The sequence below is a fragment of the Runella sp. SP2 genome (assembly GCF_003711225.1).
In the GTDB taxonomy this organism is placed as follows: domain Bacteria; phylum Bacteroidota; class Bacteroidia; order Cytophagales; family Spirosomataceae; genus Runella.
In genome coordinates this window covers 2,313,801-2,336,685 of record NZ_CP031030.1, presented here as the reverse complement: position 1 = coordinate 2,336,685, position 22,885 = coordinate 2,313,801, and the positions used below count along the sequence as shown (strand labels likewise).

Below are 22,885 nucleotides of genomic sequence, written 5' to 3'. Positions count from 1 at the left end.
TATAAAAAAGCGTCTGTTTCAAAAGTCATTTGTTACCAATATTTATCAACCTCACCCCCTAAATCCCCCTCTCCTTTCAGTAGAGGGGGACTTCTTAAAGCCCTTCTCCAGAAAGGAGAAGGGTTGGGATGAGGTGAAAACAAAGATAAATTGGTATTATCAGACTTTTGAAACAGACGCTTTTTTGTCAAACCAAGTATTCCTCCACCGACTTGGTAGCATGAATGCGGTGTTCACCGAGCATCAGCTCTATCCGATTCATGGCAATCGTAAGCTCGTCGGTAGTAGGCAAAAACACAATTCGGAAGTGGTCATTGTGAATATAATTGAACCCAGTGCCTGCCACAACAAGCACTTTTTGCTCAGAAAGTAATTGAAAAACAAAGTCCCCGTCGTTTTCAAAATCAAACTTACGCAGGTCAATTTTAGGGAAAACGTACAAAGACCCCTTGGGCTTTACACAGCTTACGCCAGGAATGGCAATGAGTCGGTCATAGACCAAGTTCATCTGTTTGTGAAGGCGCCCCATCGGAAGCACCAAGTCCTGAATACTTTGATATCCTCCCAAAGCAGTTTGAATGGCGTATTGTGTTGGAACGTTGGCACATAAACGCATACTCGCCAAAAATGTCAAGCCTTCGATGTACGATTTGGCACGGTGTTTTGCCCCACTCAAAATCAACCAACCTCCACGGAAACCCGCCGCACGGTAGTTTTTGGAAAGTCCTCCGAAGGTGACACAAAGTGTATCGTGAACCATCGTTGCCACGGGGTAATGTTTGGCCCCATCGTAAAGAATTTTGTCGTAGATTTCGTCAGAAAATAAAATTAGCTGGTGGCGTTCGGCGATTTCGGCGATTTTCTGAATGACCTCTTTTTCATAGACCGCACCCGTCGGGTTGTTGGGATTAATCATCACTATCCCTTTGGTACGTGGTGTGATTTTACTCTCCAAATCTTCTAAATCGGGATTCCAATCGCTTTGTTCGTCGCAAATATAGTGAACAGGTTTTCCACCACTGAGGGCAACTGAAGTAGTCCAAAGAGGGTAGTCGGGCGAAGGAACGAGGATTTCGTCACCCTCGTTGAGTAACGCTTGCATAGCCATCACAATAAGCTCACTTACGCCGTTGCCAATATAAACGTCATTGATTTCGACCCCTTTGATTCCTTGTGTCTGAGTATAGTGCATTACTGCCTTGCGGGCGGCAAACAATCCCCGAGAGTCAACGTACCCTTGGGCGTTACGAATGTTGAGGATGATATCGTGAATGATTTCATCGGGGGCGTCAAAACCAAAAGGGGCGGGGTTTCCAATGTTCAAATTAACAATTTTGTACCCTTGGCTTTCAAGCTCTAACGCTTTTTCGTAAACGGGGCCTCGAATATCGTAGCGTAGATGTTCAAGGCGTTTGCTTTTTTGGATTTGCATGTCAGTACTAAATAAATCAACTTCTTCGATTGTTCTTATTGCTTCGAAACTTGTTATTGTTGTTTCGATTGTTGCCGTTTCCGCCGCCGTTATTGTTATTATTATTGTTGTTGTTATTACGGTTATGGTTCTTGTTGTTACCACGGTCGCGGTCACGATCGCGATTATTGTTTTGATAATTGCCGCGATTGTTTTGTAAATTCCGCTGATAGCGTTCTACGTGAGTTCCTTTATCGCGCGGTGTCGAATCAACCAGTCCATTTTGGCGAAGGTAAGTCAATTCTTCCTTCAAACGTCCCTGCGAAATCTCGTCAAGTTGGGTAAAAACGACGTTGTCTTCGGGGTTGTCTTTGTTCCAAGTGTTATAAAAAGTACGCATTTGACGAATCAAATACGAAATAAAGGCGAGTTTTTCTTCGCGGTCGGTACAAGCAATGGCTTTTTCAACGAGTAAAAGCAGGTTCTTACCGTATTGTTTGTAACGAATATGTTCTTGGGTGTAAGGAACTTGGAGCGGTTTTTTCCCAACGGCATCTGGCGACGGAGGCGGGAAAGGACTGTCAATGTCCAATTTAAAGTTGGTCATGATGTACAAATCATCCCAAAGTTTTTGAGAATAATCTTGACCATCACGCATATTGGGGTGGATTTGACGCATTAATTCGACCAAGACGTGAGCTTGGAGGGTTCGTTTATCACGTTCAGGAATGGAAACGAGATAATCGGCTAATTTTTGGACGTTACTACCGTATTCTTTCAAGGGGATTGAAGTTTATAAATCACATACAAAGTTATGAAAAATCAAGTTACTTTGGCAAAATCAAGCCGTCGTCGTAATTTTGGAACTTAGATTTTTGATTTTTTAACCATCAACGGTCGAAAACCGCCTCTAACTCCTCCCGAATGAGTCAAAAAGTAGATGTAAGCATAGCCTTTTACGGCAAGCCTTACCAAGCCATTGTCACTATTAAAACCTTGATGCAGTACAGTGGTCAGCACATTGATAAAATTTACCTTTCCCGCGAGCGACTCCAACCCCACGACGATTACGTCGGCATTTTTAAAATCATTGATTATTTCCGTAACGACCCATCGGTCAAATTAGTGGTGCAATACCCGCATTATTTTTTGGGACTGGGCGTACGCGACCATGAACGGGCCAAAGTTGACACTCGTTTTCGTCAGAGCATCATGTACCAATATCCGCTAGAAGTTTCGGATAAAAAGTACTTGGTTGTCATGCACAACGATATGCTTTTTTACGGGGATATGATTGGCGATATGCTCAAAGAGTTTGAAAAAGGACCCAAAAACTTGGTAGGAGTGGGGTCAATCGGGCAGTGCTGGAGCTGTCCTGCTGGGCCTGACTGGGGCAATAAGTGTAATTCAAAGATGTTTGAGCAATATGTGCCAACGACCGAAGAAGCTATTGCATTGGCCGAAGCTCACGCTACACCTCGACGTGATATTCAACTGAAAGTGATTCGCAATGGCCGCACGCACATTTTACCCGAGTGTCGTTTGAACGAATATTGTGCCATGATTGACCTTGAAAAATACCGCAAAGAGACGCTTCCCCATGGTGATATTGGGTGTTATGGTGGTGGTTGGAACGGGGTTGATACGGCCACGGTATGGTCGCACGATATGTTTAAGCGGGGATATACGTTTCGTCATTTAACCCTCGAAGATTATACGCGTCACGCGGCGTTTGATACCACAGGGAGCGGAACAAAAGCCAATTCTAGCTCAGAAACGTATTGGAATGCCGAACGAAACGCCGAAAAATACATCAATGAGAAGTTTGGACAGATTCAATTCAGTTCGGCAGTGACAATTTCTTACTATTATGATTTGTTCAAACGCAAGTCGTGGCTTGGATTGATTCATACTTATGGTTTTGTCAAAAAGCTAATCGGAAAGTAAATAGCTCAGACTTTGTTTTTTCCTAAACCCTATACCTATGGCATTGAATTATATTTGGGCGGCATTTTTTGTCGTGGCGTTCGTGGTGGCGTTGCTAAAATTAATCTTTTTGGGCGACACCGAAATTTTCAAACTCATGGTGGAGGGGATGTTCGACTCGGCAAAAGTGGCTGTGATGGACATTGCGCTGCCATTAGCGGGGGTGATGACCTTCTTTTTGGGGATTCTAAACATCGGCGAAAAAGCGGGGGCCATCAATTTCATGGCACGAATCATTGGGCCATTTTTTAATAAATTGTTTCCCGAAGTTCCTAAAAATCACCCCGCAAACGGGCAGATGATTATGAATTTTTCGGCCAACATGCTGGGGTTGGATAATGCTGCTACGCCTTTTGGTCTCAAAGCCATGCAAAGTTTACAAGAGCTAAATCCGTCCAAAGACACGGCTTCCAATGCTCAAATCATGTTTTTGGTGCTGCACACCTCGGGTTTGACCATCATTCCGTTGTCGATTATGGCGCAACGGGCGATTTTGGGGGCGAAAGACCCTTCTGATATTTTTATCCCGTGTTTGATTGGTACCTACGTAACGACGCTGGTGAGTATTTTAATTGTGGGTACATACCAACGCATCAATTTATGGAATCGAACCGTCATCGGTTGGTTAGGCGGAATTACGCTGGGCATTGCACTGCTACTTTGGTATTTGTCAGGGCTATCGAAGGAAGGACTTGAAACCTTTTCAAAAATAACGGGAAGCCTGATTTTGATGTCAATTATTGTTTCGTTTCTTGTGGGAGGGATGGTGCGGAAAGTCAATATTTTTGACACCTTCATTGAAGGGGCAAAAGTAGGCTTTGAAACTTCCGTTAAAATTATGCCTTATCTTGTCGGAATGTTGGTCGCTATCAGCGCTTTCCGAAATGCGGGTGCCATGAGTTACTTGGTGGAAGGTTTCAAGTGGGTAATTGGATTAACAGGAGTAAATACTGATTTTACCGACGCTTTGCCAGTAGCCTTGATGAAGCCCCTAAGCGGAAGTGGTGCACGGGCGTTGATGATTGATAGCATGAAGCAATTTGGCCCTGATTCGTTCATTGGGCGATTGGTGTGTATCTTCCAAGGCTCGGCCGATACTACTTTTTACATCGTTGCCCTTTATTTTGGATCCGTAGGAATCAAGAATACCCGCTACGCAATTATCGCGGGGCTTATCGCTGATTTTGTAGGGGTCATTGCGGGGATATTACTTGGCTATTTGTTCTTCTATGAGTAAGTGATGTGTGCGTCGGGAAGCTTACATCCCGACGAGCCTTTATAACATGGGTTGTTATACCATCATAAAAAAGTCAGGTTGTGAGCAACCTGACACACATATTGCGTACGTCGGGGGGCTTACACCCCGACGTACATATCCTGTACTCTTAACAAGAAATCTTCCCTACGCGAATTGCGTGGCGCCCGCCTTCAAATGCAGTATTTAAAAAGAGATTAACGCACTCAAAAGCGACTTCCTGGCTGATGAAACGGGCAGGAAGGCAGATAATGTTGGCATCATTGTGCTGTCGTGCAAGTTCTGCCAAAGGTTTGTCCCAAACCAATGCCGCACGAATTCCTTGGTGTTTGTTGGCCGTAATAGCCACGCCTTGGCCGCTGCCACACACAAGCACACCTGCCTCAAATTCGCCACTTTCTACCGCCAATGCGACAGGGTGCGCAAAGTCAGCATAGTCGGCGGAGTCGGCACTATATGTACCAAAATCTTTTACTTCATATCCTTGTTGAATGAGCCAATCTACCAACGGTTGTTTAAGGGGGAAACCTGCGTGGTCGCCTCCAATTGCAATTTTTTTAGCCATTTATAGAACTATTTTTAGAAAAGTTTTCGTTATTGTAATCCCTACCGCAAAGGTACGGATGTCTTCATTAAGAACAACCCTAAAAAACCAAAATGAGTATGTCAGAATTTGAAGCATTGAATGAAGAAGATCGGATTCGTGTAGCTTTTGAAGATCGCAATTGGAACGAAATAAAAACAGCCGATTCTTGGGTAATATTTAAGGTACTTGCCGAGTTTGTAGAAGGTTTTGATAAGTTGGCAAAAATTGGCCCATGTGTGTCAATTTTTGGTTCGGCCCGAACCAAACCCGACCATCCTTATTATAAAATGACGGAAGAAATCGCGGCCAAATTGGTGCGCCACGGATACGGTGTGATAACAGGCGGTGGCCCAGGTATCATGGAAGCGGGGAATAAAGGAGCGTTTGAACAAGGTGGAAAATCGGTGGGTTTAAATATCGTATTACCCTTTGAACAACACTCAAACTTGTACATCGACGCCGACAAAAATATCAACTTTGATTTCTTTTTTGTTCGGAAAGTGATGTTTGTCAAGTACGCCCAAGGATTTGTGGTAATGCCTGGCGGGTTCGGAACGTTAGACGAACTTTTTGAAGCCTTGACCTTGATTCAAACCAAGAAAATTGGGCGTTTCCCGATTGTGTTGGTGGGAAGAAGCTATTGGTCGGGACTGATTGATTGGATAAAAGACACCATGCTGGAAACCGAACGTAATATCAATCCCGAAGACTTAAAATTGTTTAGCGTGGTGGACACTGCCGAGGAAGCAGTGAAAGTCATTGACGATTTCTACGCTAAATACTTGCTCAAACCTAACTTTTAGGGTTACTTTGGTTCTGTGGATTACCCACAGAACCATTTTTTACTATGTCCACCTACGAGCCACCGTCACAACCAACCACCACGCTTCATAAAGTCATCACAACGCCCCAGCTCTGGGCCATTGCCGTTGGGCTGGTTATCTCGGGTGTTTATTTTGGTTGGAATTACGGCTGGGCCGTTGCAGGTACGTTGGGCTTTTTGGTGGCAACACTCATCGTCACTGTTTTTTACCTCACGTTTATTTTTAGTTATACCGAACTCACCGCTGCTATTCCCGAAGCAGGTGGGGCATTTAGTTATGCCTATCGGGCGTTTGGACCCATCATGGGCTTTGTGGCGGGGTTTGCCACCTTGGTCGATTTTGTCATGGGACCTCCTGCTATCGCGTTTGCATTAGGTGGTTATGCTCATTTTTTACACCCCGATTTGTCGGTGATGGGCGTGGCTGTTGGCACTTACGTTGTATTCATAGCAATCAACCTGTTCGGAATGCGCGATTCGGCCAATTTTTCGTTGATTATCACGGCGCTATCAGTGGTGGAACTGCTGGTGTTTATGGGATTGGTTTGGCCGTTTTACAAAACCGAAAATTTTATTGCCCATAATCCGCCTATCACCGCTGGAGGTGTTTTTGAAGCCTTGCCCTTTGCTATCTGGTTTTACGTCGCGATAGAGGGTGTTGCCATGGTTGCCGAAGAAGTAAAAGAGCCTAAACGAACCATTGCCAAAGGGTATATTATGAGTATTTTGACTCTCGTTGTTCTGGCCTTGGGGACGATGGTGTTGAGTGGCGGAGCTACCGATTGGCGGACGTTGATTGACATGGATTATCCATTGCCAGAGACACTATCGGTCACGTTGGGAAGAAATAACGCATGGACTAAGCTCTTTGCAAGTTTAGGGTTATTTGGACTACTCGCTTCCTTTCACTGCAATACGATTAGTTATTCACGCCAAATCTATGCGCTGGCGCGCGAGGGTTACTTACCTCAAAAATTAGCCGCTTTAAATCACTGTTTTCGGACCCCTCACTGGGCATTATTAGCGGGTGGAGTTGTGGGCTTGGTGGCGCTTTTTGTCGGTAAAACGGATGAAATTATCATTTTTTCAGTACTTGGGGCAATGGTAATGTACCTGACGAGTTTACTGAGCTTATTTCGTTTGAGACAAACGGAGCCACAATTGGAAAGACCCTACCTAACACCTTTTTATCCGTGGGTGCCTCTTTTGGCATTGGGGCTTGCGGTGCTTTGTTTGGTTGCCATAGTGTATTACAACGCATACCTAAGCTTGCTGTTTTTAGGGATGCTTACCGCTACATTGGGGATGTTTGTGTGGACGCGCAAAAGAAATAATTAGCGTTTTATTCTTCATACGCACTTCGGTAGGTATTCATAAAGCCGTATAAATACCGAAAGGTAATGCCAAATTGGTAGGTCATTGGTTTTAATGACGCAACCGAAGTGCTTTGAGAAGTACGATTGACAAAAAGTTCGGTGCGTGACTCAATACTTGATGCAGGAGCAAGGGTAGCTCGACCGTATGCAACAATCTCAAAATGCTGAGAAATCCGCCCGACAAACTCCAAATTCCCTTCCCATTCGAGTTTGGCTTTGCCTGTTGTATAAGCGTAATTTTCAACGATTAGCGTATCAAATTGGGTTCGCGAACCACTTGCACGCGCCAGCCCCGCCAAATCAAATTGATTGATTTGGGTACGATTTCGGGTGGGTGTCCAGACGAATCCTGTCCCAACGTACATGCCCGATTTTTTTTGGATTCTGCCAAGCCGAAATACCCGCCACTTGAAGCGGAGAGGAATACTATGTTGTAAATCTTCTATTCGATAAACAAAAGGACGCGCGCTATTGATGGCCAAAACCATGCGCGAAGGATTGCGAATATAACCCGTTTCGATGCCCCATTTGAGGTGGTGCAAGTAGCCAAATTGTGCTGCTGCGTATCCATCAATGACCGATTTTTGGAATCCAATTAGCCCTGTCAACGAACTACTGAGGTTAGTTCCCATCCATTTTCCTCCCCCTTCGAGACCCATGTACCAATGGTTGTCAACTTTTATTAAATCAGGATGGTTGAAGATCATAGGAGTACTCTTTCTTCGGGGGGTATAATAGTCTTCGATTTGTGCAAAAGAAGCAGGAAGGAGGGTTGCCCAAAACAAAACAAAGAATAGAGTTCGCAGCATTTGGTTCGTTGATGGATGTTGTACAATATTACGATTCCGTGCGGAACTTCGTTGCAAAGGTGGGTTGTTTTATCGTTATTCGCGCAATTATGAAAGTGATATTTCCACAAACAGAAATAGTGTCTCCGTTCAAAGTAGGAGATAAAGTACGGGTTCATATCGTGACCCTCTACAAAAAACCACCCTACGAGGTGATTGAAGGGACAGTGTATCAAGTTCGGGTGGCATTTCCATTGCTCTCGGCGACCAAAGCGAATGTTGAGTATGAATTGGCGGAGCTTACGTTTCGCTACGGAGTATTACCTGATACAACCAATTTTCCCAAAATGAAAGAAGTTGAAAATCAACTTTATGATTTGCCCGAGGCGTATTTAGAAGAATGTGGGTAGAAAAAACAGTACAGTTTAGACGAGATTACAAGATTCATGGCTTTTTATAAAGGACTTATTTTTGAGAGTTTAGCAGCGTTACGAAGGGAAGCATCGACAGCAGTGCGGCAGCGAGGGAATGATATTTACCGAAATGGAGGGGTGAAAATGACGTCCTTCAACGGAGATTATTATGGGGCTAAATTTGAAGTAGAAAGCCAGTCTAGTTTTGAAAAATATGAATTAGAACTGGTTAACCTCGACGATGCCGAGGGCGTTCAAAGTTATTGTGATTGTTCTTCAGAGCATTACCCTTGCAAGCACGCCGTGGCGGCGTCGTTGGCCTTAGATGAATACCTTGAGCGTGACAATAAAAAACCGAAAGCATCGGTGCAAGACCTTCAAAAGGTGATCATTGACCTGACCAATGGTAAACGCCCGCAAGCGCCCAAAGTCATAGAGTTTCAGGACAAGGGGCTGTTTTCGATGTCGGATGTCACCCTCGAAATTCCGTCCTTGGAGGAGCACTATATTCAGCGGCATTGCTCACCTCAGCACTGGATGGGGCGGCGTCATTATTTGAATGTGTTTTCGGTTTTGAAAGAAAACGACTCTGAGACGCTGGATGTGTATGTAAAAAAAGACGGACGATATGCCGTGACGGTGAAGCGTTTGGAAAAAGGGTGTGTACATCTGTCGTGTAGTTGTGAGCAAAAGCTGCGCACGCCGCTGTGCGAACACATGATGGGGGCATTGGTTTGGTTAAAAATGCAATACGGTGCTCATTACCTCGAATCGCTGCGGGATTGGAGCCCAGAAAAAAGCGCTTTATTGGAGCGTTATGGATATACATTGGACGATAATTTGGAGGGGAAATTTGATTTTAAAATCAATCCAAAAGGGGAACTAGAAATTATTTTGTTGGACAAAAGCATTCAGCCCATTGAGGGGGTGGAATGGAACAACATTCTGAAAAGTACCCTGCCTGTGAAGTCCAATAGCCCTTTTGTCCCCGTTAATGCGGGTAAAGAGCGGTTGGTTTACGTGTATATTTTTGAGCAATTTTCGGTAAAAACCCTGCCCTTTATGCGCCTGGAAATTGCCAAAGGAAACCTCAACGCTAAATCAGGCAAAGTAACGAACGTCACCCGCAGTACGTGGGGCGACAAAGAACGACCAACTACCCAAACGGAAGACTTAGAGATTATCAAAACCAGCCGTTTGCTGGAACAAGAGTTTTTGCACGAGACCCTTCGCCAACGTGGGCATAAAATTTCCGCCAATTCTTGGAACTTGAACTACACCAGCGAGGCCATCGACGAAGCGCTGGAAATTACGGGCAAGGTACTGGAAAAATTGTTTCCGATGTTGGTGGAAAAAGTGGTTCGGGTCAACAAAAAAAATGACAGTTATGGAAATACGGGCCATGCAGTAAAGGTGACAGAAACACCGCTTGATTTGCATTTTAAACTATCTCGGACGGGGCAGGAGACTTTGTTGGAGGCATTTGTGGTGCTTCCAACGGGAGAACAAATTTCTTTTCAGCAATTACAAGATGTCGGAACGTACTGGCTGGTTGTGTTGCCCGATAACCTTTTATGCCGTTTTCGGTCAACAGCAGCAGCCAAAGTAGCACGCCATTTCTTGGAATTGGGCGGGGCTATTCGCCTACGAAGTGTACGCGACGATGACTTTTTTAATGGGTTTGTGATTCCATTGGCCGACCAGTTTTCGTTGGAATTTGACAAAGGCCAATCCATTACGCAAGCCGATTTAGAATGGCAGGAAGGTCGGGTGTATTTGAAAGAAGTTGAGGATAATTTGCTGATAGTCCCCGCTTTTATTTATTCCAGCGACGATGAAGCGTCGATAGAATTACCGCGAGATTTTCGGCAAGCACGCGTAAATGCTTATAAAAATACGGTGCAAATTCAGCGGCGTGACCGAGATGCGGAAGAACAGTTTGTGCAATTTTTGCAAAGCCAACATCCTGATTTTGCCCACCAAACGGACGAATATTTTTATTTGCCTGCCGATTCGGTGTTGGAAAATGGCTGGTTGTTTCAGTTTTATGAAGCATTGAACCAACGTGGCGCCAAACTTTTTGGCTTCAATAACCTCAAAAAATTCCGATACAATCCCAACAAGGCGACCTTCAAAATCAAAAACTCGTCGGGAATCGACTGGTTTGATTTACAGATAGAAATTTCGTTTGGCGAACAGGTCGTCTCCTTGGCGCAAGTACGAAAGGCTATTTTAAAGAAACAAAATTACGTTGAGTTAAAAGACGGTTCGTTTGGCTTATTGCCCGATGAGTGGGTAGCGCAGTACGCCCAGCTGTTTCGTTTTGGAAAAGTGGATGACAAGAAAGACACCCTCCGTTTATCAAAACAGCATTTTACAATTTTGGAACGTTACAAAGAGTATATCGAAAATCCGAAATTGATACGTGAACTAGATGATAAACGTGAGAAATTGCTTGATTTTCGCGAAATTAAAGACATTGCATTGCCCAAAAATGTGCAGGCGCAGTTGCGACCTTACCAAGAAGAAGGCTACAAGTGGCTCAATTTTTTGGATGAATTTGGCTGGGGAGGCTGCTTGGCCGATGATATGGGGTTGGGAAAAACGTTGCAGATGCTGACGTTTTTGCAAGAACAAAAAAATCGTTTTCCCAAAGGGGTTCATTTGGTGGTAGTGCCCAAAACCTTGATTTTTAACTGGCAAGCCGAAGCCGCTAAATTTTGCCCCGAATTGCGTTTATACGTCCATACGGGGCCACAAAGAACCAAAAATACGCGCGTTTTTAACAAATACGACATCATTTTGTCCACCTACGGCTCCGTACGTTCGGACATAGAGTTGCTGCAGGATTTTCGGTTTCATTACGTGATTTTGGACGAAGCGCAGGCCATTAAAAATCCTGACTCGATGATTGCGAAGGCGGTAAAATTGATTAACGCCAAAAACCGCTTGACAATGACAGGGACGCCCGTTGAAAACAACACCTTTGATTTATACTCCCAATTTGATTTTCTAAACCCTGGTTTTTTGGGGGCTGAGGATTTCTTCCGCGCCGAATACGCAGTATTAATTGATAAATACCAAGACAAAACGCGCGCGGCGGAGCTACGCCGAATGGTATATCCATTCATGCTCAAACGTACCAAAGAAGAGGTGGCCAAAGACTTGCCAGAAAAGACAGAAACGGTGCTGTTTTGCGAAATGGACAAACGTCAACGCAAAGTTTACAATGCTTTTAAGGACAAATACCGTGATTTAATTGCGGGAAAAATGGACGAAGTAGGCCGTGAACAAGCATCGTTCTTGATTTTGGAAGGGTTATTAAAACTACGTCAAATTTGTGATTCGCCCGCCTTGCTTTCCGATGATGAAGATTATGGAAACGACTCGGTGAAGCTGGACGAAATTGTGAGAGAAATTGAAGAAAATGCTTCTGATCATAAAATTGTCATTTTCAGTCAGTTCTTAAAAATGCTTGACCTCATCAAAGTAAAACTCGAACGCGACCGAATTCCTTACGAATACTTAGACGGCCAGACCAACGACCGTGCCGAACGGGTGAATCGTTTTCAAGGCGATGAATCCTGTCGGGTGTTTTTGATGAGTCTAAAAGCAGGGGGCGTTGGTCTGAATTTGACGGAAGCCGATTATGTGTATATTGTAGATCCGTGGTGGAACCCCGCCGTGGAACAACAGGCGATTGACCGCGTTCACCGCATTGGCCAAACCAAACGGGTTTTTGCTTATCGGATGATTTGCAAAGACACCATCGAGGAAAAAATCATGCAACTCCAAGAACGAAAACGCGCCTTGGCCGATGATTTGATTTCGACGGATGCTGGGTTCTTGAAAAAACTGGATAAAGACGATATTTTGCAGTTGTTTAGTTAAAACCTGCCGTGCAGCTGGTTACCGCATTGGAAGAACAAGTGGGTTGCTCACAACCCAAATAAAGTAAACGCTCGGCATTTTGAGGTTGTCAGGGTTAGATTTAAGTAAGAAACTGCTTTACCAAACGAATCAATTTTATACTCTTTTCAATGAAATCCTTTATTCACTACCTCAAATTAGCCCTTGTGGCCATTCCTTTGTTGGCATTTCAACAAGACAAACCACTCCGAATTGTTTTCTTTGGCGATTCGATTACCCAAGCTGCCGTTAAACCTGGTGGGTATATTGTTAAAATGGGCGAAATGCTTGAAAAACAAGGGCTAAAGGATAAATATGAGCTAATTGGAGCGGGGATTGGGGGGAATAAAGTATATGACCTTTACCTACGTTTGGAAGATGATGTATTAGCAAAACAGCCCAATATGGTGGTGATTTACGTAGGCGTAAATGATGTTTGGCACAAAGCGTCGTCAGGAACAGGCACTGACCCTGATAAGTTTGTTCGCTTTTACGAAGCATTGCTGAAGAAGTTTAAAGCTGCCAACATTCGCGTGGCCATGTGTACGCCCGCAGTGATTGGCGAACGCACCGATTTCTCTAACCAACAAGATGGAGATTTGAACCGTTATTCACAGTTGATTCGCGATTTGGCCAAAAAACAAGGCTTGCCTTTGATTGACCTTCGTAAAGCTTTCTTAGACTACAACCTGAAAAATAATCCGAACAACGACGAAAAAAACATCCTCACAACTGATCGTGTTCACCTCAATGACGCTGGAAATCAGCTCGTAGCGGACGAAATGTGGAAAGTGTTGAAGGGAATGTAAGGGGAGCGTCGAGTGCTCTTATGGGTGGGCGGCGACCCAAACTTCGCCGTCTTCAAAAAATTCTTTTTTCCAAATCGGTACCGTTTCTTTTAAGGTATCAATCGCAAATTGACAGGCTTCAAAGGCAGCCCTTCGGTGGGCGCAAGCAACAGCAATGATGACTGGAACTTCGCCGATGGCAAGCACGCCCACGCGATGATGAATCGAAATCTTTAACACTGGCCAGCGACGCACCGCTTCTTCGGCGATTTTCTGCATTTCTTTGATGGCCATAGGGGCATAAGCCTCAAATTCTAACCGTAACACCCGCTTCCCTTTGGTTTGATTACGAACCGTGCCGACAAAAGTGACAAGTCCCCCCGCATCGTCAGAAAGAACGTATTGATAACAGGCATCAAGCGAAAGTGGAGCGTCGGTGAGTTGAATGTCTATCATTGTGTCAAAAGCTTAACAAAATTACTCGGCCTCAAAAATAGTCAGTTCATCCCAACTATTTGCCGTTTCCCACAATTCTGGCGAAGAAAAACACTTTTTTAAAGCGTCTTTTGTTACTCATCCATTGTCAAAATTGTAATTTTCCCTTCTAGCTTTATGAACCGATTACCAGCCATTCTCCTGACGATAGGCTTTTTTTTTCTGTTGGATTTGTACGTTTTTCAGGCCGTAAAAACCCTTTCTCGCGCTAGTTCACTAGAAACCCGCCGACTCATTTCAACCATTTATTGGGCAATTCCTGTGGTAAGTTTAGTGGTTTGGATTGTCACTCAGTTCATCATTCCGCCCGATTCCCTTTCAAGAACCACGCGCCAACTCATCTGGAGCGCGTTATTGATTCCCTATTTTGCCAAATTTTTTAGCTTATTTTTACTCCTCATCGATGATGTCGTGCGTTTTGGAAAATGGGTGGTCAGTCTCTTTCAATCACAGCCTCCTACAACAGCTCCCGTCGTGGACGCTCCTACGATTCCTCGTTCGGAGTTTTTGATGAAATCTGCCTTGGCCGTAGCGGGTACGACGGTCGCGGGATTTACTTATGGTATCATTTCAGGAGCGCACGATTACCGCATTCGCCGCGTTCGGGTGCCAGTTAAAAACTTGCCAAAAGCGTTTGAAGGAATAAAAATTGCCCAGTTGTCGGATATTCACTCGGGGAGTTTTTTTAACAAAACAGCCGTTCAAGGCGGTGTCGATATGCTGATGGCCGAAAAACCCGATTTGTTTTTCTTTACGGGAGATTTGGTCAATAATACCGCCGATGAAGTAAAAAATTACATTGATATTTTCAAAAAAGTAAAAGCACCATTGGGGCAATTTTCGGTGTTGGGCAACCACGATTACGGCGATTATTACCAATGGCCTTCGGTAGAAGCCAAAATAAAAAATCTCAATGATTTGAAAGATGCGCACCGTTTGTTGGGCTGGGACTTGCTCCTAGACGAACACCGTGCCATCAAAGTTGATAATGAACAAATTGGTTTATTAGGGATTCAAAACTGGGGTATGGGTGGTTTTGCCAAATACGGAAGCTTGGAAAAAGCCCACCAACGTACCGATGATTTTCCCGTAAAATTGCTTCTGTCGCACGACCCTAGCCATTGGAACGCCCAAGTAACTTCGCAGTTTAAGGACATTGACGTTGCCTTTGCGGGACATACCCACGGAATGCAATTTGGGGTAGAAATAGGCGGTTTTCAATGGAGCCCCGTACAGTATCGGTACAAACAGTGGGGTGGTTTATATACCCAAGGCGACCAACATTTGTACGTTAATCGCGGTTTTGGGTACCTTGGTTACCCTGGTCGAGTAGGAATTTTGCCAGAAATTACGCTGATGGAACTGGTAAGGGCGTAACCAACCAAAATGGTTATTCAATTTCAATGCCTTCTCCCAATTGTAAAACTTTATAAGGCGTCTGATACAGCCGAGCAAAGTGTTCAAATTCACTTGGTTCGGCTGTATTAAATTCAAACAGATGGTAATGGTGGGGAATAACCAGTTTTGCCCCAATCTCCTTCCCAAGTCGGGCTGCTTCTTCGGCATTGAGGTTGCCTGCTACCCGCCGCTCAGGCTTGTTGCCGTTGATAGGCAAAAATGCTATGTCAACTTGGTAAGGCGCCAGAAGTTCGGCCAAACCATCGAACCAAAGGGTATCGCCCGAATGATACACCCGATAGGGGCCAAATTCAACCACCAAGCCCATGAATTTGCAGCGGCCTTGGTCATCCCGCTCAACCGTATTGTGGGCGGCAGGGATGCCATGCAGTGTAAAGCCTTTTATTTCAAGGCTTTCTCCGTCGTTTACTCCTTTTGGCCAAGCGGTAGAACAGCCTAATCTTTGACACACAAATACCCGATTAGCTTCAGGAATGACCATTTGGATGGATGGGTTTTGGCCAAAAATAGGTAAAAGCGTTTCGGCATCGAGGTGGTCGGTATGGTTGTGCGACGACGTGACGATGTCGATACCTTCAAGCAATTCAGGCGCAATCACCCGTTCACTCATACGAACGTGGGGTTTGTCGGTTTGGGCGTACTTGATGCTTAACGAATCGGACAAATAGGGGTCAAACAATAAATGCTTCCCTTGCCATTGAATCAAAAAACCACTTTGTCCCAGCCACCATGTCCGAAAACCTGAAGGGTTTGATTGACTTTTTCTAATATCAACAAGTAGTGCTTCGTCCTTTTGAAACGCATGAATGAGGGCCATGTTACAACCATTTTCTTTGGTGTATAAAAGCAAAAAAACGACGGGAAATACCGCCGAAAAATAATCTAATCGCTTATTGTTTCGTTTTTTAAGACTTTCGACCGTAATTAGCGCCTTGTTCCCGTCTTTATCAATAAACCTTATTAACTACCCATGATACGTTCTGGCTTTTTGGGATTTTTTTTAGTTGCTATTTGTATATCAACTGGTTTTGCACAAGATTATGACCGTTTCACCCTGAACATTGCGGCTGGCAAAAGCTTGTCGGTTCGGGAACTTGCTACCAAAGTTTTTGGAGAAACACGCGGTGAAATTGCGGGAGACGGTATTGGTGCGCAATTTGTGGCCTGCTATTATCCAACCAAACGTCTTGGGTTAGCGGCGAGGGTTTCTTACAATAAAAACGAAACTAGGGAAGAAGGAATTCAGAAAATTGCGTCAAACCAATATGGCATCCTTAATCCAGTGGTGGTAGAAGCAAAAGAATGGGATGTATTGAGTGCGATGATTGGACCTACCTTGCGCCTAGGTGGTAGTCGTCTTGGATTAGAAGGGCGTCTATTGGTGGGTTATGCCAAAGTGAATAGTCCAATGTTTGTAACAACGGGTGCTTTTCAAAATTATAACATTAATGTAGAAACTTCGAGCCAAATGGCGTCAGATTTAGCATATGGTGCAGGGGCTACGTTTCATATTGGGCTTTTTAGCGGAGTAGCGCTTGTGGTCAATGCCGATGCAAGTTTGATAAGCACAACCTTTAAGGGTGTAAATAATAAAGTAACAACGACAGGTTTTCCTCCCGTTACGCAATCGGTAGATATTCAGCAAAATGTAGGAGTTGTCAATGTAACTGGAGGTTTACGATTTGCATTTTAGGGTAAAAACGGAACTGTCAATGTTAAAAATAAGGTTATTATGAAACGTGATGACAGTCTATGGAAAGCAATATTAGAAGATGTATTTGATGATTTTCTCCGTTTTTTCTTTGAAAAAGCAGACGAAGTATTTGATTTTGGCAGACCATTTGAGTTTTTAGACAAAGAACTAGAACAACTTTTTCCTGTCAATTCAGATGATTTTTCTCCAAAATATGTCGATAAGCTTGTAAAGGTTTTTACAAAAGCTGGGGAAGAACAGTGGGTGTTGGTTCACGTTGAAGTGCAAGGAAGTAGTGATAGGGCGTTTGCCAAAAGAATGTTTCAATATTTTTACCGAATTTACGATAAGTATGATCATCCAATTATCGCTTTCGCAATTCTGACAGACCGTAACAAAAGCTTTCAACCTAGGTATTTTGAAGAAAAATTTATGGGTACCTCGCTCCGCTATGATTTTAACAGGTATAAAATTTTAGAGCAAAATGAGTTAGAACTTGCAAAGAGCGACAACCCGTTTGCAATGGTAGTTCTAACCGCGTTAACGGCGCTAAAAAGCGGTAAAATATCAGAAAGTGAGCTTTTAGAGCAGAAGATAGGGGTGCTTAAACGTTTGGTGTCAAACAACTTTGGAAGAGCTAAGATAGAAGCATTGATGGGCTTTCTAAAATTATACGTACGCTTTGGGAATCCTGAAAATGATGTTAAATTTGATAGGTCATTGGAGCAATTATTAAATAAACCAAAAGAGACAATGGGAATTGTTGAGTTTGTATTAGATAGAGAACGGCGTCTCAGTGAGCAAAGAGGTGAAAAAAAAGGAAAAGAGGCTCAAAAGTTGGCTTTTGTGGTTAAAATGATAAAATCTACCGATTTTGATGATGCTCAAATCGCAAGTTTGGCCGACGTGACTCTGGATGTTGTTAAAAAAATGCGATTAGCGCATAAATAAAAAAGTTTTCCTTCATCACGCCATGCTATGAATTGGAAGAACTCGGGGCTAGAATATTTCTGAAACGGGGCTTTGAAAAGAATTCCATGCGCTTTAAATCAAATTCTTCCTAATTTTGTTATTCAAATGGTGCCGATGAGAAACCCCTCGTCGGCCTTTTGCTGTTTTAAAGACTTGAAATTAAAAAATGCTTTCAACCCACGATTTTCTTCAGCTATACGCCAACGACAGCCTCGTTCAAGTGATTGTAAATCAAATATCAAGCTCGCAGCAGCACATTCAGCTCAAAGGGCTTGCGGGTAGTTTGGATGCCGTCATAGGGGCGGCAGTTCATCAAAGTTTGCCTCGATTGTGCCTATTTGTAGCCAGCGACCGCGAAGAGGCCGCTTACCTACAAAACGACTTGCAAAATTTACTTGGCAAAGAAGTTTTGTATTACCCAACCTCCTACAAACGACCTTACCATTACGAGGAAATTGAAAATGCCAATGTGCTCATGCGCGCTGAGATTTTGAATAAACTCAACGTGGCCGTACCTGATAATTTTTTGGTAGTGACTTACCCTGAGGCACTTTTTGAAAAAGTAATCAACAAACGATCGTTGCTTACCAATACCTTCACTGTAAGAGTTGGCGAGCGGTTAGATGCGCAGTTTTTGCGCGAATTTTTGTTGGGATACGACTTCGAAATAACTGATTTTGTGTTTGAAGCGGGTCAGTTTTCGGTGCGAGGGGGGATTATTGACGTGTTTTCTTATGCCAGTGAATTTCCTTATCGAATCGAATTATTTGGGGATGAAGTAGAAAGCATCCGTTCCTTTAATCCTGATTCTCAACTGTCGGTAGAGTCCGTTAAACACGTCAACATCATTCCTGATATTCAAAATAAATTGACGCTCGAAACCCGTGAGTCGTTTTTGAGTTTTCTTCCAACCAATGCCCTTTTGTGGTTTAAAGACGTAGAGTTGACCCTTGAGGTGATTGAAGAATGTTTTGAAAAGGCCGAAAATGCTTTGACAGGGGTTAAAAGTGGCGATATTCAATTGGTATCTGATCCGAATGAGATTTTTGAAACGCGTCGTGGATTTTTGAACCAAATAAAAACTTTCAAAACGATTGAGTTTGGAAGGCGTTTTTATGGCCCATTTAGCCCCAAAAGTGAAACAAACAATGCTTCGTCTCGAGAAACATGGGGAGCAAAGCCGCAGCCTTCTTTTAACAAAGATTTCAAACGATTGATTGATGATTTGTCTGAACGCCAGCACCAAGGTTACACCAACGTGATTGTGGCGGAATCGGCCAAGCAATTGGAACGTTTGGAGAAAATAGTGAATGAGCTCGACCCGTATGTGAAGTTTCGGCCGATGAATATTTCGCTTCGAGAGGGGTACATCGACGATCAACTCAAGGTGATTTGTTATACCGATCACCAAATATTTTCACGCTTCCACAAATACCACGTCAAGGAGAAATTTAGTAAGTCCAAAGCCTTGACGTTGAAGGAGTTGAAGTCGTTGAAGACGGGTGATTTTGTAACCCACGTGGACTATGGCATTGGGCGTTTTGCGGGTTTGGAAAAGGTAGATGTAGGCGGTCGCGACCAAGAAGCCATTCGTCTCATTTATCGCGACAATGACATTTTGTTTGTCAGCATCCACAGTTTGCACAAAATCGCGAAATACACAGGAAAGGAAGGCGGCGTAGTGACCATGAGTAAATTGGGCTCGCCAGAGTGGGAAAACAAAAAATCGAAAGTAAAACGACAACTCAAGGACATTGCCCAGGAGTTGATTGGACTTTATGCCAAACGCCGAAATGCCCAGGGTTTTGCATTTACCAAAGATACCTACCTACAAGCCGAACTCGAATCGTCGTTTTTGTACGAAGATACGCCTGACCAAGCCAAGTCAACGGCGGATGTGAAAGAGGACATGGAAAAACCGCACCCAATGGATCGTTTGGTTTGCGGGGATGTTGGTTTTGGGAAAACAGAAATTGCCATTCGGGCGGCGTTTAAGGCCGTAACCGACAGCAAACAAGTGGCAGTGTTGGTGCCAACGACGATTTTGGCCATGCAACATTACAAGACTTTTAGCGAACGTTTGGCTGATTTTCCTGCGCGGGTGGAATACATCAACCGTTTCAAATCTGAAAAGCAAATCAAGGAAATTTTGAAAGAGGTGGAAGCGGGCAAAATTGATATTTTGGTAGGTACGCACCGCATCGTTAACAAAGACATCAAGTTCAAAGATTTGGGCCTGTTGATTATTGATGAAGAACAAAAGTTTGGGGTGAAGGTCAAAGACCGTTTAAAAGAAATGCGCGTCAATATCGACGTGCTGACCCTGACGGCAACCCCTATTCCGCGAACGCTTCACTTTTCACTCATGGGAGCCCGCGACTTGTCGGTGATTGCAACGCCTCCACCAAACCGTCAGCCCGTAACGACTGAGGTGCAGGTGTTTAGCGAGATATTTATTCGTGATGCGGTGAGTTATGAGCTTAACCGTGGTGGACAGGTCTTCTTTGTCCATAATCGTGTCAACGACATTGAGTCAATTGCCAACTTGATTTTGCGCTTGGTACCTGAGGCGCGTATTGGGGTTGCGCACGGCCAAATGGAAGGCGATAAACTGGAGAAGGTGATGATGCGCTTCATCGAGGGCGAATACGATATTTTAGTCAGTACAAACATCATCGAATCAGGGATTGATATACCAAATGCCAATACCATCATCATCAATTCAGCCCATTATTTTGGGATGTCAGACCTTCACCAAATGCGGGGTAGGGTAGGGCGTTCCAACCGAAAAGCATTTTGTTATTTGTTGACGCCGCCCATTTCCCACTTGACTACCGATGCCCGCAAGCGACTTCAAACGTTGGAAGAGTTTTCGGAGCTAGGCGATGGCTTCAAAGTAGCGATGCGTGACCTTGATATTCGGGGGGCGGGAAATTTATTGGGCGCCGAACAAAGTGGTTTTGTCAATGACCTTGGGTATGAAATGTACCATAAGATTTTGGACGAAGCCGTGCAAGAATTAAAACAGACTACGTTCAAGGATTTGTTCGATTTGGGTGAGGCGGTGCAGGCCATTCAGGTCGATTGCCAGATTGAAACCGACTTGTCGATTTTGATTCCAGATTATTACGTAAAAAATATTTCGGAACGTTTGTCGTTATATACTCGTCTGGACAACCTCAAGAGTGAAGAAGAATTGAGCGCTTTTGGTGATGAGGTTGCAGATCGCTTCGGTCCTTTACCTGAGGAAGTAACGTGGTTGATTGAGATGGTGAGAATCAGGTGGATGGCCGAAGCGCTTTTTATGGATAAGTTGACCCTCAAAAATAATACGCTCAAAGGCTACATTATTTCAACTGGCAATGATTCATTCTTCCAGTCTCCAAAATTTGGGCATATCCTCAGTCATATCCAACGCAATCCCAAGCGTTTTGCGCTCAAAGACCTTAAAAACAAATTGCTGCTTACTTGCTCCGACGTTAGGAGCTTGCCTGAGCTACGCAAGGTCTTGGAAGAACTGACGGTGAAGTAAGTGGGTAGTTCTTCGTTTTTTATTAGTTTTGCCCCTTTCCTAACCTTCTTGACTCTTTTGTTATGCCCCAAACGTTACGTGTGATGTTACTGTTGCTTCTTGCAACAACTACCCTCTTTGCCCAAAAGAAAAAAAGAAAATCGTCTTCTCGAAAAAAGAAGGCACCAGTGACCGTAGTGAGCCAAGGAATTTTTCCGTTGAAAGTCAGTAAAAATGGCCGTTATCTTACCGACAAACACGGTCGCCCCTTTTTACTAAATGCGGATGCGGGTTGGAATCTTCTTTCTAAACTTAAAATAGAAGAAGCAAAAGTGTATTTGTCGGCCCGAAATGCCCAGCAATTCAATACGGTTTTTGTTCAGTTGCTCCCAACCGAGCCCGACGAAGCGAATGCGTATGGGCAGTTTCCATTTGCGTCCAAAGGCGATTTTTCCAACCCAAACGAAAAGTATTTTCAATACGTAGAAGAGGTAGTTCGTTATGCGGCTCATTTGCAAATTGTGGTGGCGCTTGCACCCGCTTGGCTAGGCTGTTGTAAAACGAATTGGGATGAGGTACAACGAAAGAATGGCACCGACAAATGCCGCTTGTATGGGGGGTATTTGGGGAAACGCTTTAATAAATTTTCAAATATACTCTGGGTAATGGGCGGCGACCGTGACCCGCAACAGGAGGAAATAGTGCAGCGGGCAATGGCAGAGGGCATCAAAGCCGAAGCACCGCATCACCTGATGACTTACCACGCGGCAAGTTCACACTCCAGTACAGATGTGGCGGGAAAAGAGGCTTGGCTAGATTTTAGTATGACATATACTTACTTTCGGGGAAAAACTGGTGCGTGGACGATGGAAATGCCCCAGGTTTATGAAGCCTCGTTAAAAGAACATAACAAAAACCCCAGAAAGGTGTTTATTTTAGGTGAATCACAGTATGAAGATGAAAAAGATGGAAATGCTCAAATGATTCGTCGGCAGGCATATTGGTCGCTTTTAAGTGGTGGGAGTGGGCATTGTTACGGAAGCTCAGTCGCTGATTTTGGGGACGATTGGCGGCAAAAACTCCAACTACGAGGCGCACAGGATATGGAGCTGTATTACAAAATTTTTAGCGGATTGCCATGGTACTTGTTTCGACCCGATACCACCGATGAGGTTTTGGTTGAAGGGCGGGGTACGTACGGAAATGATGATTATAGTGTGGTGTCGGTATTGCCCAACAACCGAATGGCGGCCATTTATATACCCACAAGTAGGACATTAAAAGTGAATGTTGGCAAAATAAATGGTACAAATATTCGCGCTTTATGGATTAATCCCCAGACCAACAAACGCTTCATTGGTGGCTATTTTAAACCGCAGGGAATCAGGGAACTTACGCCACCTACCTTGGATGAAGATTGGCTATTGTTGCTGGGAAATGTAGGCCGCAAGTAAATCCGT

At 44.1% G+C, this 22,885-nt stretch carries 18 protein-coding genes; 12 read left to right on the top strand and 6 right to left on the bottom strand.

Translation table 11 applies throughout. From position 1 onward, the window contains the following. Nucleotides 1-187 precede the first annotated feature (187 nt). Nucleotides 188-1,432, bottom strand: coding sequence for a pyridoxal phosphate-dependent aminotransferase (locus DTQ70_RS09870; protein WP_122930657.1), 1,245 nt, complete (start codon nucleotides 1,430-1,432; stop codon nucleotides 188-190). A gap of 16 nt (nucleotides 1,433-1,448) precedes the next feature. After that, nucleotides 1,449-2,192: a DUF4290 domain-containing protein gene (locus DTQ70_RS09865; RefSeq protein ID WP_122930656.1), complete on the bottom strand. Its 744-nt coding sequence runs from the start codon at nucleotides 2,190-2,192 to the stop codon at nucleotides 1,449-1,451. 143 nt (nucleotides 2,193-2,335) lie between these two features. On the opposite strand from DTQ70_RS09865, the gene DTQ70_RS09860 reads away from it, so the two are divergent. Together DTQ70_RS09860 and DTQ70_RS09855 are read left to right on the top strand one after the other, a co-directional pair. Then, nucleotides 2,336-3,358 (top strand): hypothetical protein, encoded by a 1,023-nt coding sequence (locus tag DTQ70_RS09860; protein ID WP_122930655.1) that lies wholly within the window; start codon nucleotides 2,336-2,338, stop codon nucleotides 3,356-3,358. A 37-nt stretch (nucleotides 3,359-3,395) separates the two neighbouring features. Next, nucleotides 3,396-4,634 (top strand): nucleoside recognition domain-containing protein, encoded by a 1,239-nt coding sequence (locus DTQ70_RS09855; RefSeq protein ID WP_122930654.1) that lies wholly within the window; start codon nucleotides 3,396-3,398, stop codon nucleotides 4,632-4,634. A gap of 148 nt (nucleotides 4,635-4,782) precedes the next feature. Here the strand turns inward: DTQ70_RS09855 and rpiB are convergent, their stop codons facing one another. Beyond that, the gene (gene rpiB / locus DTQ70_RS09850; RefSeq protein ID WP_028525691.1) at nucleotides 4,783-5,217 is read right to left on the bottom strand and encodes a ribose 5-phosphate isomerase B; all 435 of its coding nucleotides are present in this window, start codon (nucleotides 5,215-5,217) and stop codon (nucleotides 4,783-4,785) included. A gap of 98 nt (nucleotides 5,218-5,315) precedes the next feature. Here rpiB and DTQ70_RS09845 point away from each other — a divergent pair, with 98 nt between their 5' ends. Together DTQ70_RS09845 and eat are read left to right on the top strand one after the other, a co-directional pair. Continuing rightward, nucleotides 5,316-6,041 carry a TIGR00730 family Rossman fold protein gene (locus DTQ70_RS09845; RefSeq protein WP_122930653.1) on the top strand — a complete coding sequence of 242 codons (726 nt, stop codon included), beginning with the start codon at nucleotides 5,316-5,318 and terminating at the stop codon, nucleotides 6,039-6,041. A gap of 44 nt (nucleotides 6,042-6,085) precedes the next feature. Continuing rightward, nucleotides 6,086-7,399 carry an ethanolamine permease gene (gene eat, locus DTQ70_RS09840; RefSeq protein WP_122930652.1) on the top strand — a complete coding sequence of 438 codons (1,314 nt, stop codon included), beginning with the start codon at nucleotides 6,086-6,088 and terminating at the stop codon, nucleotides 7,397-7,399. Between the two features lie 4 nt (nucleotides 7,400-7,403). On the opposite strand, the gene DTQ70_RS09835 is transcribed toward eat, so the two are convergent. Beyond that, entirely contained in the window at nucleotides 7,404-8,246 is an 843-nt protein-coding gene (locus DTQ70_RS09835) for a hypothetical protein (protein WP_164489957.1), read from the bottom strand. 89 nt (nucleotides 8,247-8,335) lie between these two features. On the opposite strand from DTQ70_RS09835, the gene DTQ70_RS09830 reads away from it, so the two are divergent. The 3 genes from DTQ70_RS09830 to DTQ70_RS09820 all read left to right on the top strand — a co-directional run bounded on the left by DTQ70_RS09830 (nucleotide 8,336) and on the right by DTQ70_RS09820 (nucleotide 13,356). Then, on the top strand, nucleotides 8,336-8,635 hold the full coding sequence (locus DTQ70_RS09830) for a hypothetical protein (RefSeq protein WP_164489956.1): 300 nt from the start codon (nucleotides 8,336-8,338) through the stop codon (nucleotides 8,633-8,635). 36 nt (nucleotides 8,636-8,671) lie between these two features. Beyond that, nucleotides 8,672-12,529, top strand: a complete 3,858-nt coding sequence (locus tag DTQ70_RS09825; protein ID WP_122930649.1) for an SNF2-related protein — start codon at nucleotides 8,672-8,674, stop codon at nucleotides 12,527-12,529. Nucleotides 12,530-12,678: 149 nt separating this feature from the next. Further along, nucleotides 12,679-13,356: a GDSL-type esterase/lipase family protein gene (locus DTQ70_RS09820; protein ID WP_122930648.1), complete on the top strand. Its 678-nt coding sequence runs from the start codon at nucleotides 12,679-12,681 to the stop codon at nucleotides 13,354-13,356. Between the two features lie 18 nt (nucleotides 13,357-13,374). On the opposite strand, the gene DTQ70_RS09815 is transcribed toward DTQ70_RS09820, so the two are convergent. Next, nucleotides 13,375-13,791 (bottom strand): molybdenum cofactor biosynthesis protein MoaE, encoded by a 417-nt coding sequence (locus DTQ70_RS09815; protein ID WP_122930647.1) that lies wholly within the window; start codon nucleotides 13,789-13,791, stop codon nucleotides 13,375-13,377. Nucleotides 13,792-13,947: 156 nt separating this feature from the next. Here DTQ70_RS09815 and DTQ70_RS09810 point away from each other — a divergent pair, with 156 nt between their 5' ends. Continuing rightward, on the top strand, nucleotides 13,948-15,207 hold the full coding sequence (locus DTQ70_RS09810; protein WP_122930646.1) for a metallophosphoesterase: 1,260 nt from the start codon (nucleotides 13,948-13,950) through the stop codon (nucleotides 15,205-15,207). Nucleotides 15,208-15,220: 13 nt separating this feature from the next. Here DTQ70_RS09810 and DTQ70_RS09805 read toward each other — a convergent pair whose 3' ends face one another. Then, entirely contained in the window at nucleotides 15,221-16,066 is an 846-nt protein-coding gene (locus DTQ70_RS09805) for an MBL fold metallo-hydrolase (RefSeq protein WP_122930645.1), read from the bottom strand. A gap of 153 nt (nucleotides 16,067-16,219) precedes the next feature. On the opposite strand from DTQ70_RS09805, the gene DTQ70_RS09800 reads away from it, so the two are divergent. From DTQ70_RS09800 to DTQ70_RS09785, 4 genes are all read left to right on the top strand, one after another. Continuing rightward, nucleotides 16,220-16,942: a hypothetical protein gene (locus DTQ70_RS09800; protein ID WP_122930644.1), complete on the top strand. Its 723-nt coding sequence runs from the start codon at nucleotides 16,220-16,222 to the stop codon at nucleotides 16,940-16,942. Between the two features lie 39 nt (nucleotides 16,943-16,981). After that, a complete protein-coding gene (locus DTQ70_RS09795; protein ID WP_122930643.1) occupies nucleotides 16,982-17,893 on the top strand; it encodes an Rpn family recombination-promoting nuclease/putative transposase in 912 nt (303 codons plus the stop codon). Nucleotides 17,894-18,080: 187 nt separating this feature from the next. Beyond that, nucleotides 18,081-21,446, top strand: coding sequence for a transcription-repair coupling factor (gene mfd / locus DTQ70_RS09790; protein WP_122930642.1), 3,366 nt, complete (start codon nucleotides 18,081-18,083; stop codon nucleotides 21,444-21,446). A gap of 83 nt (nucleotides 21,447-21,529) precedes the next feature. Then, nucleotides 21,530-22,879 (top strand): DUF4038 domain-containing protein, encoded by a 1,350-nt coding sequence (locus tag DTQ70_RS09785; protein ID WP_164489955.1) that lies wholly within the window; start codon nucleotides 21,530-21,532, stop codon nucleotides 22,877-22,879. Nucleotides 22,880-22,885 lie beyond the last annotated feature (6 nt).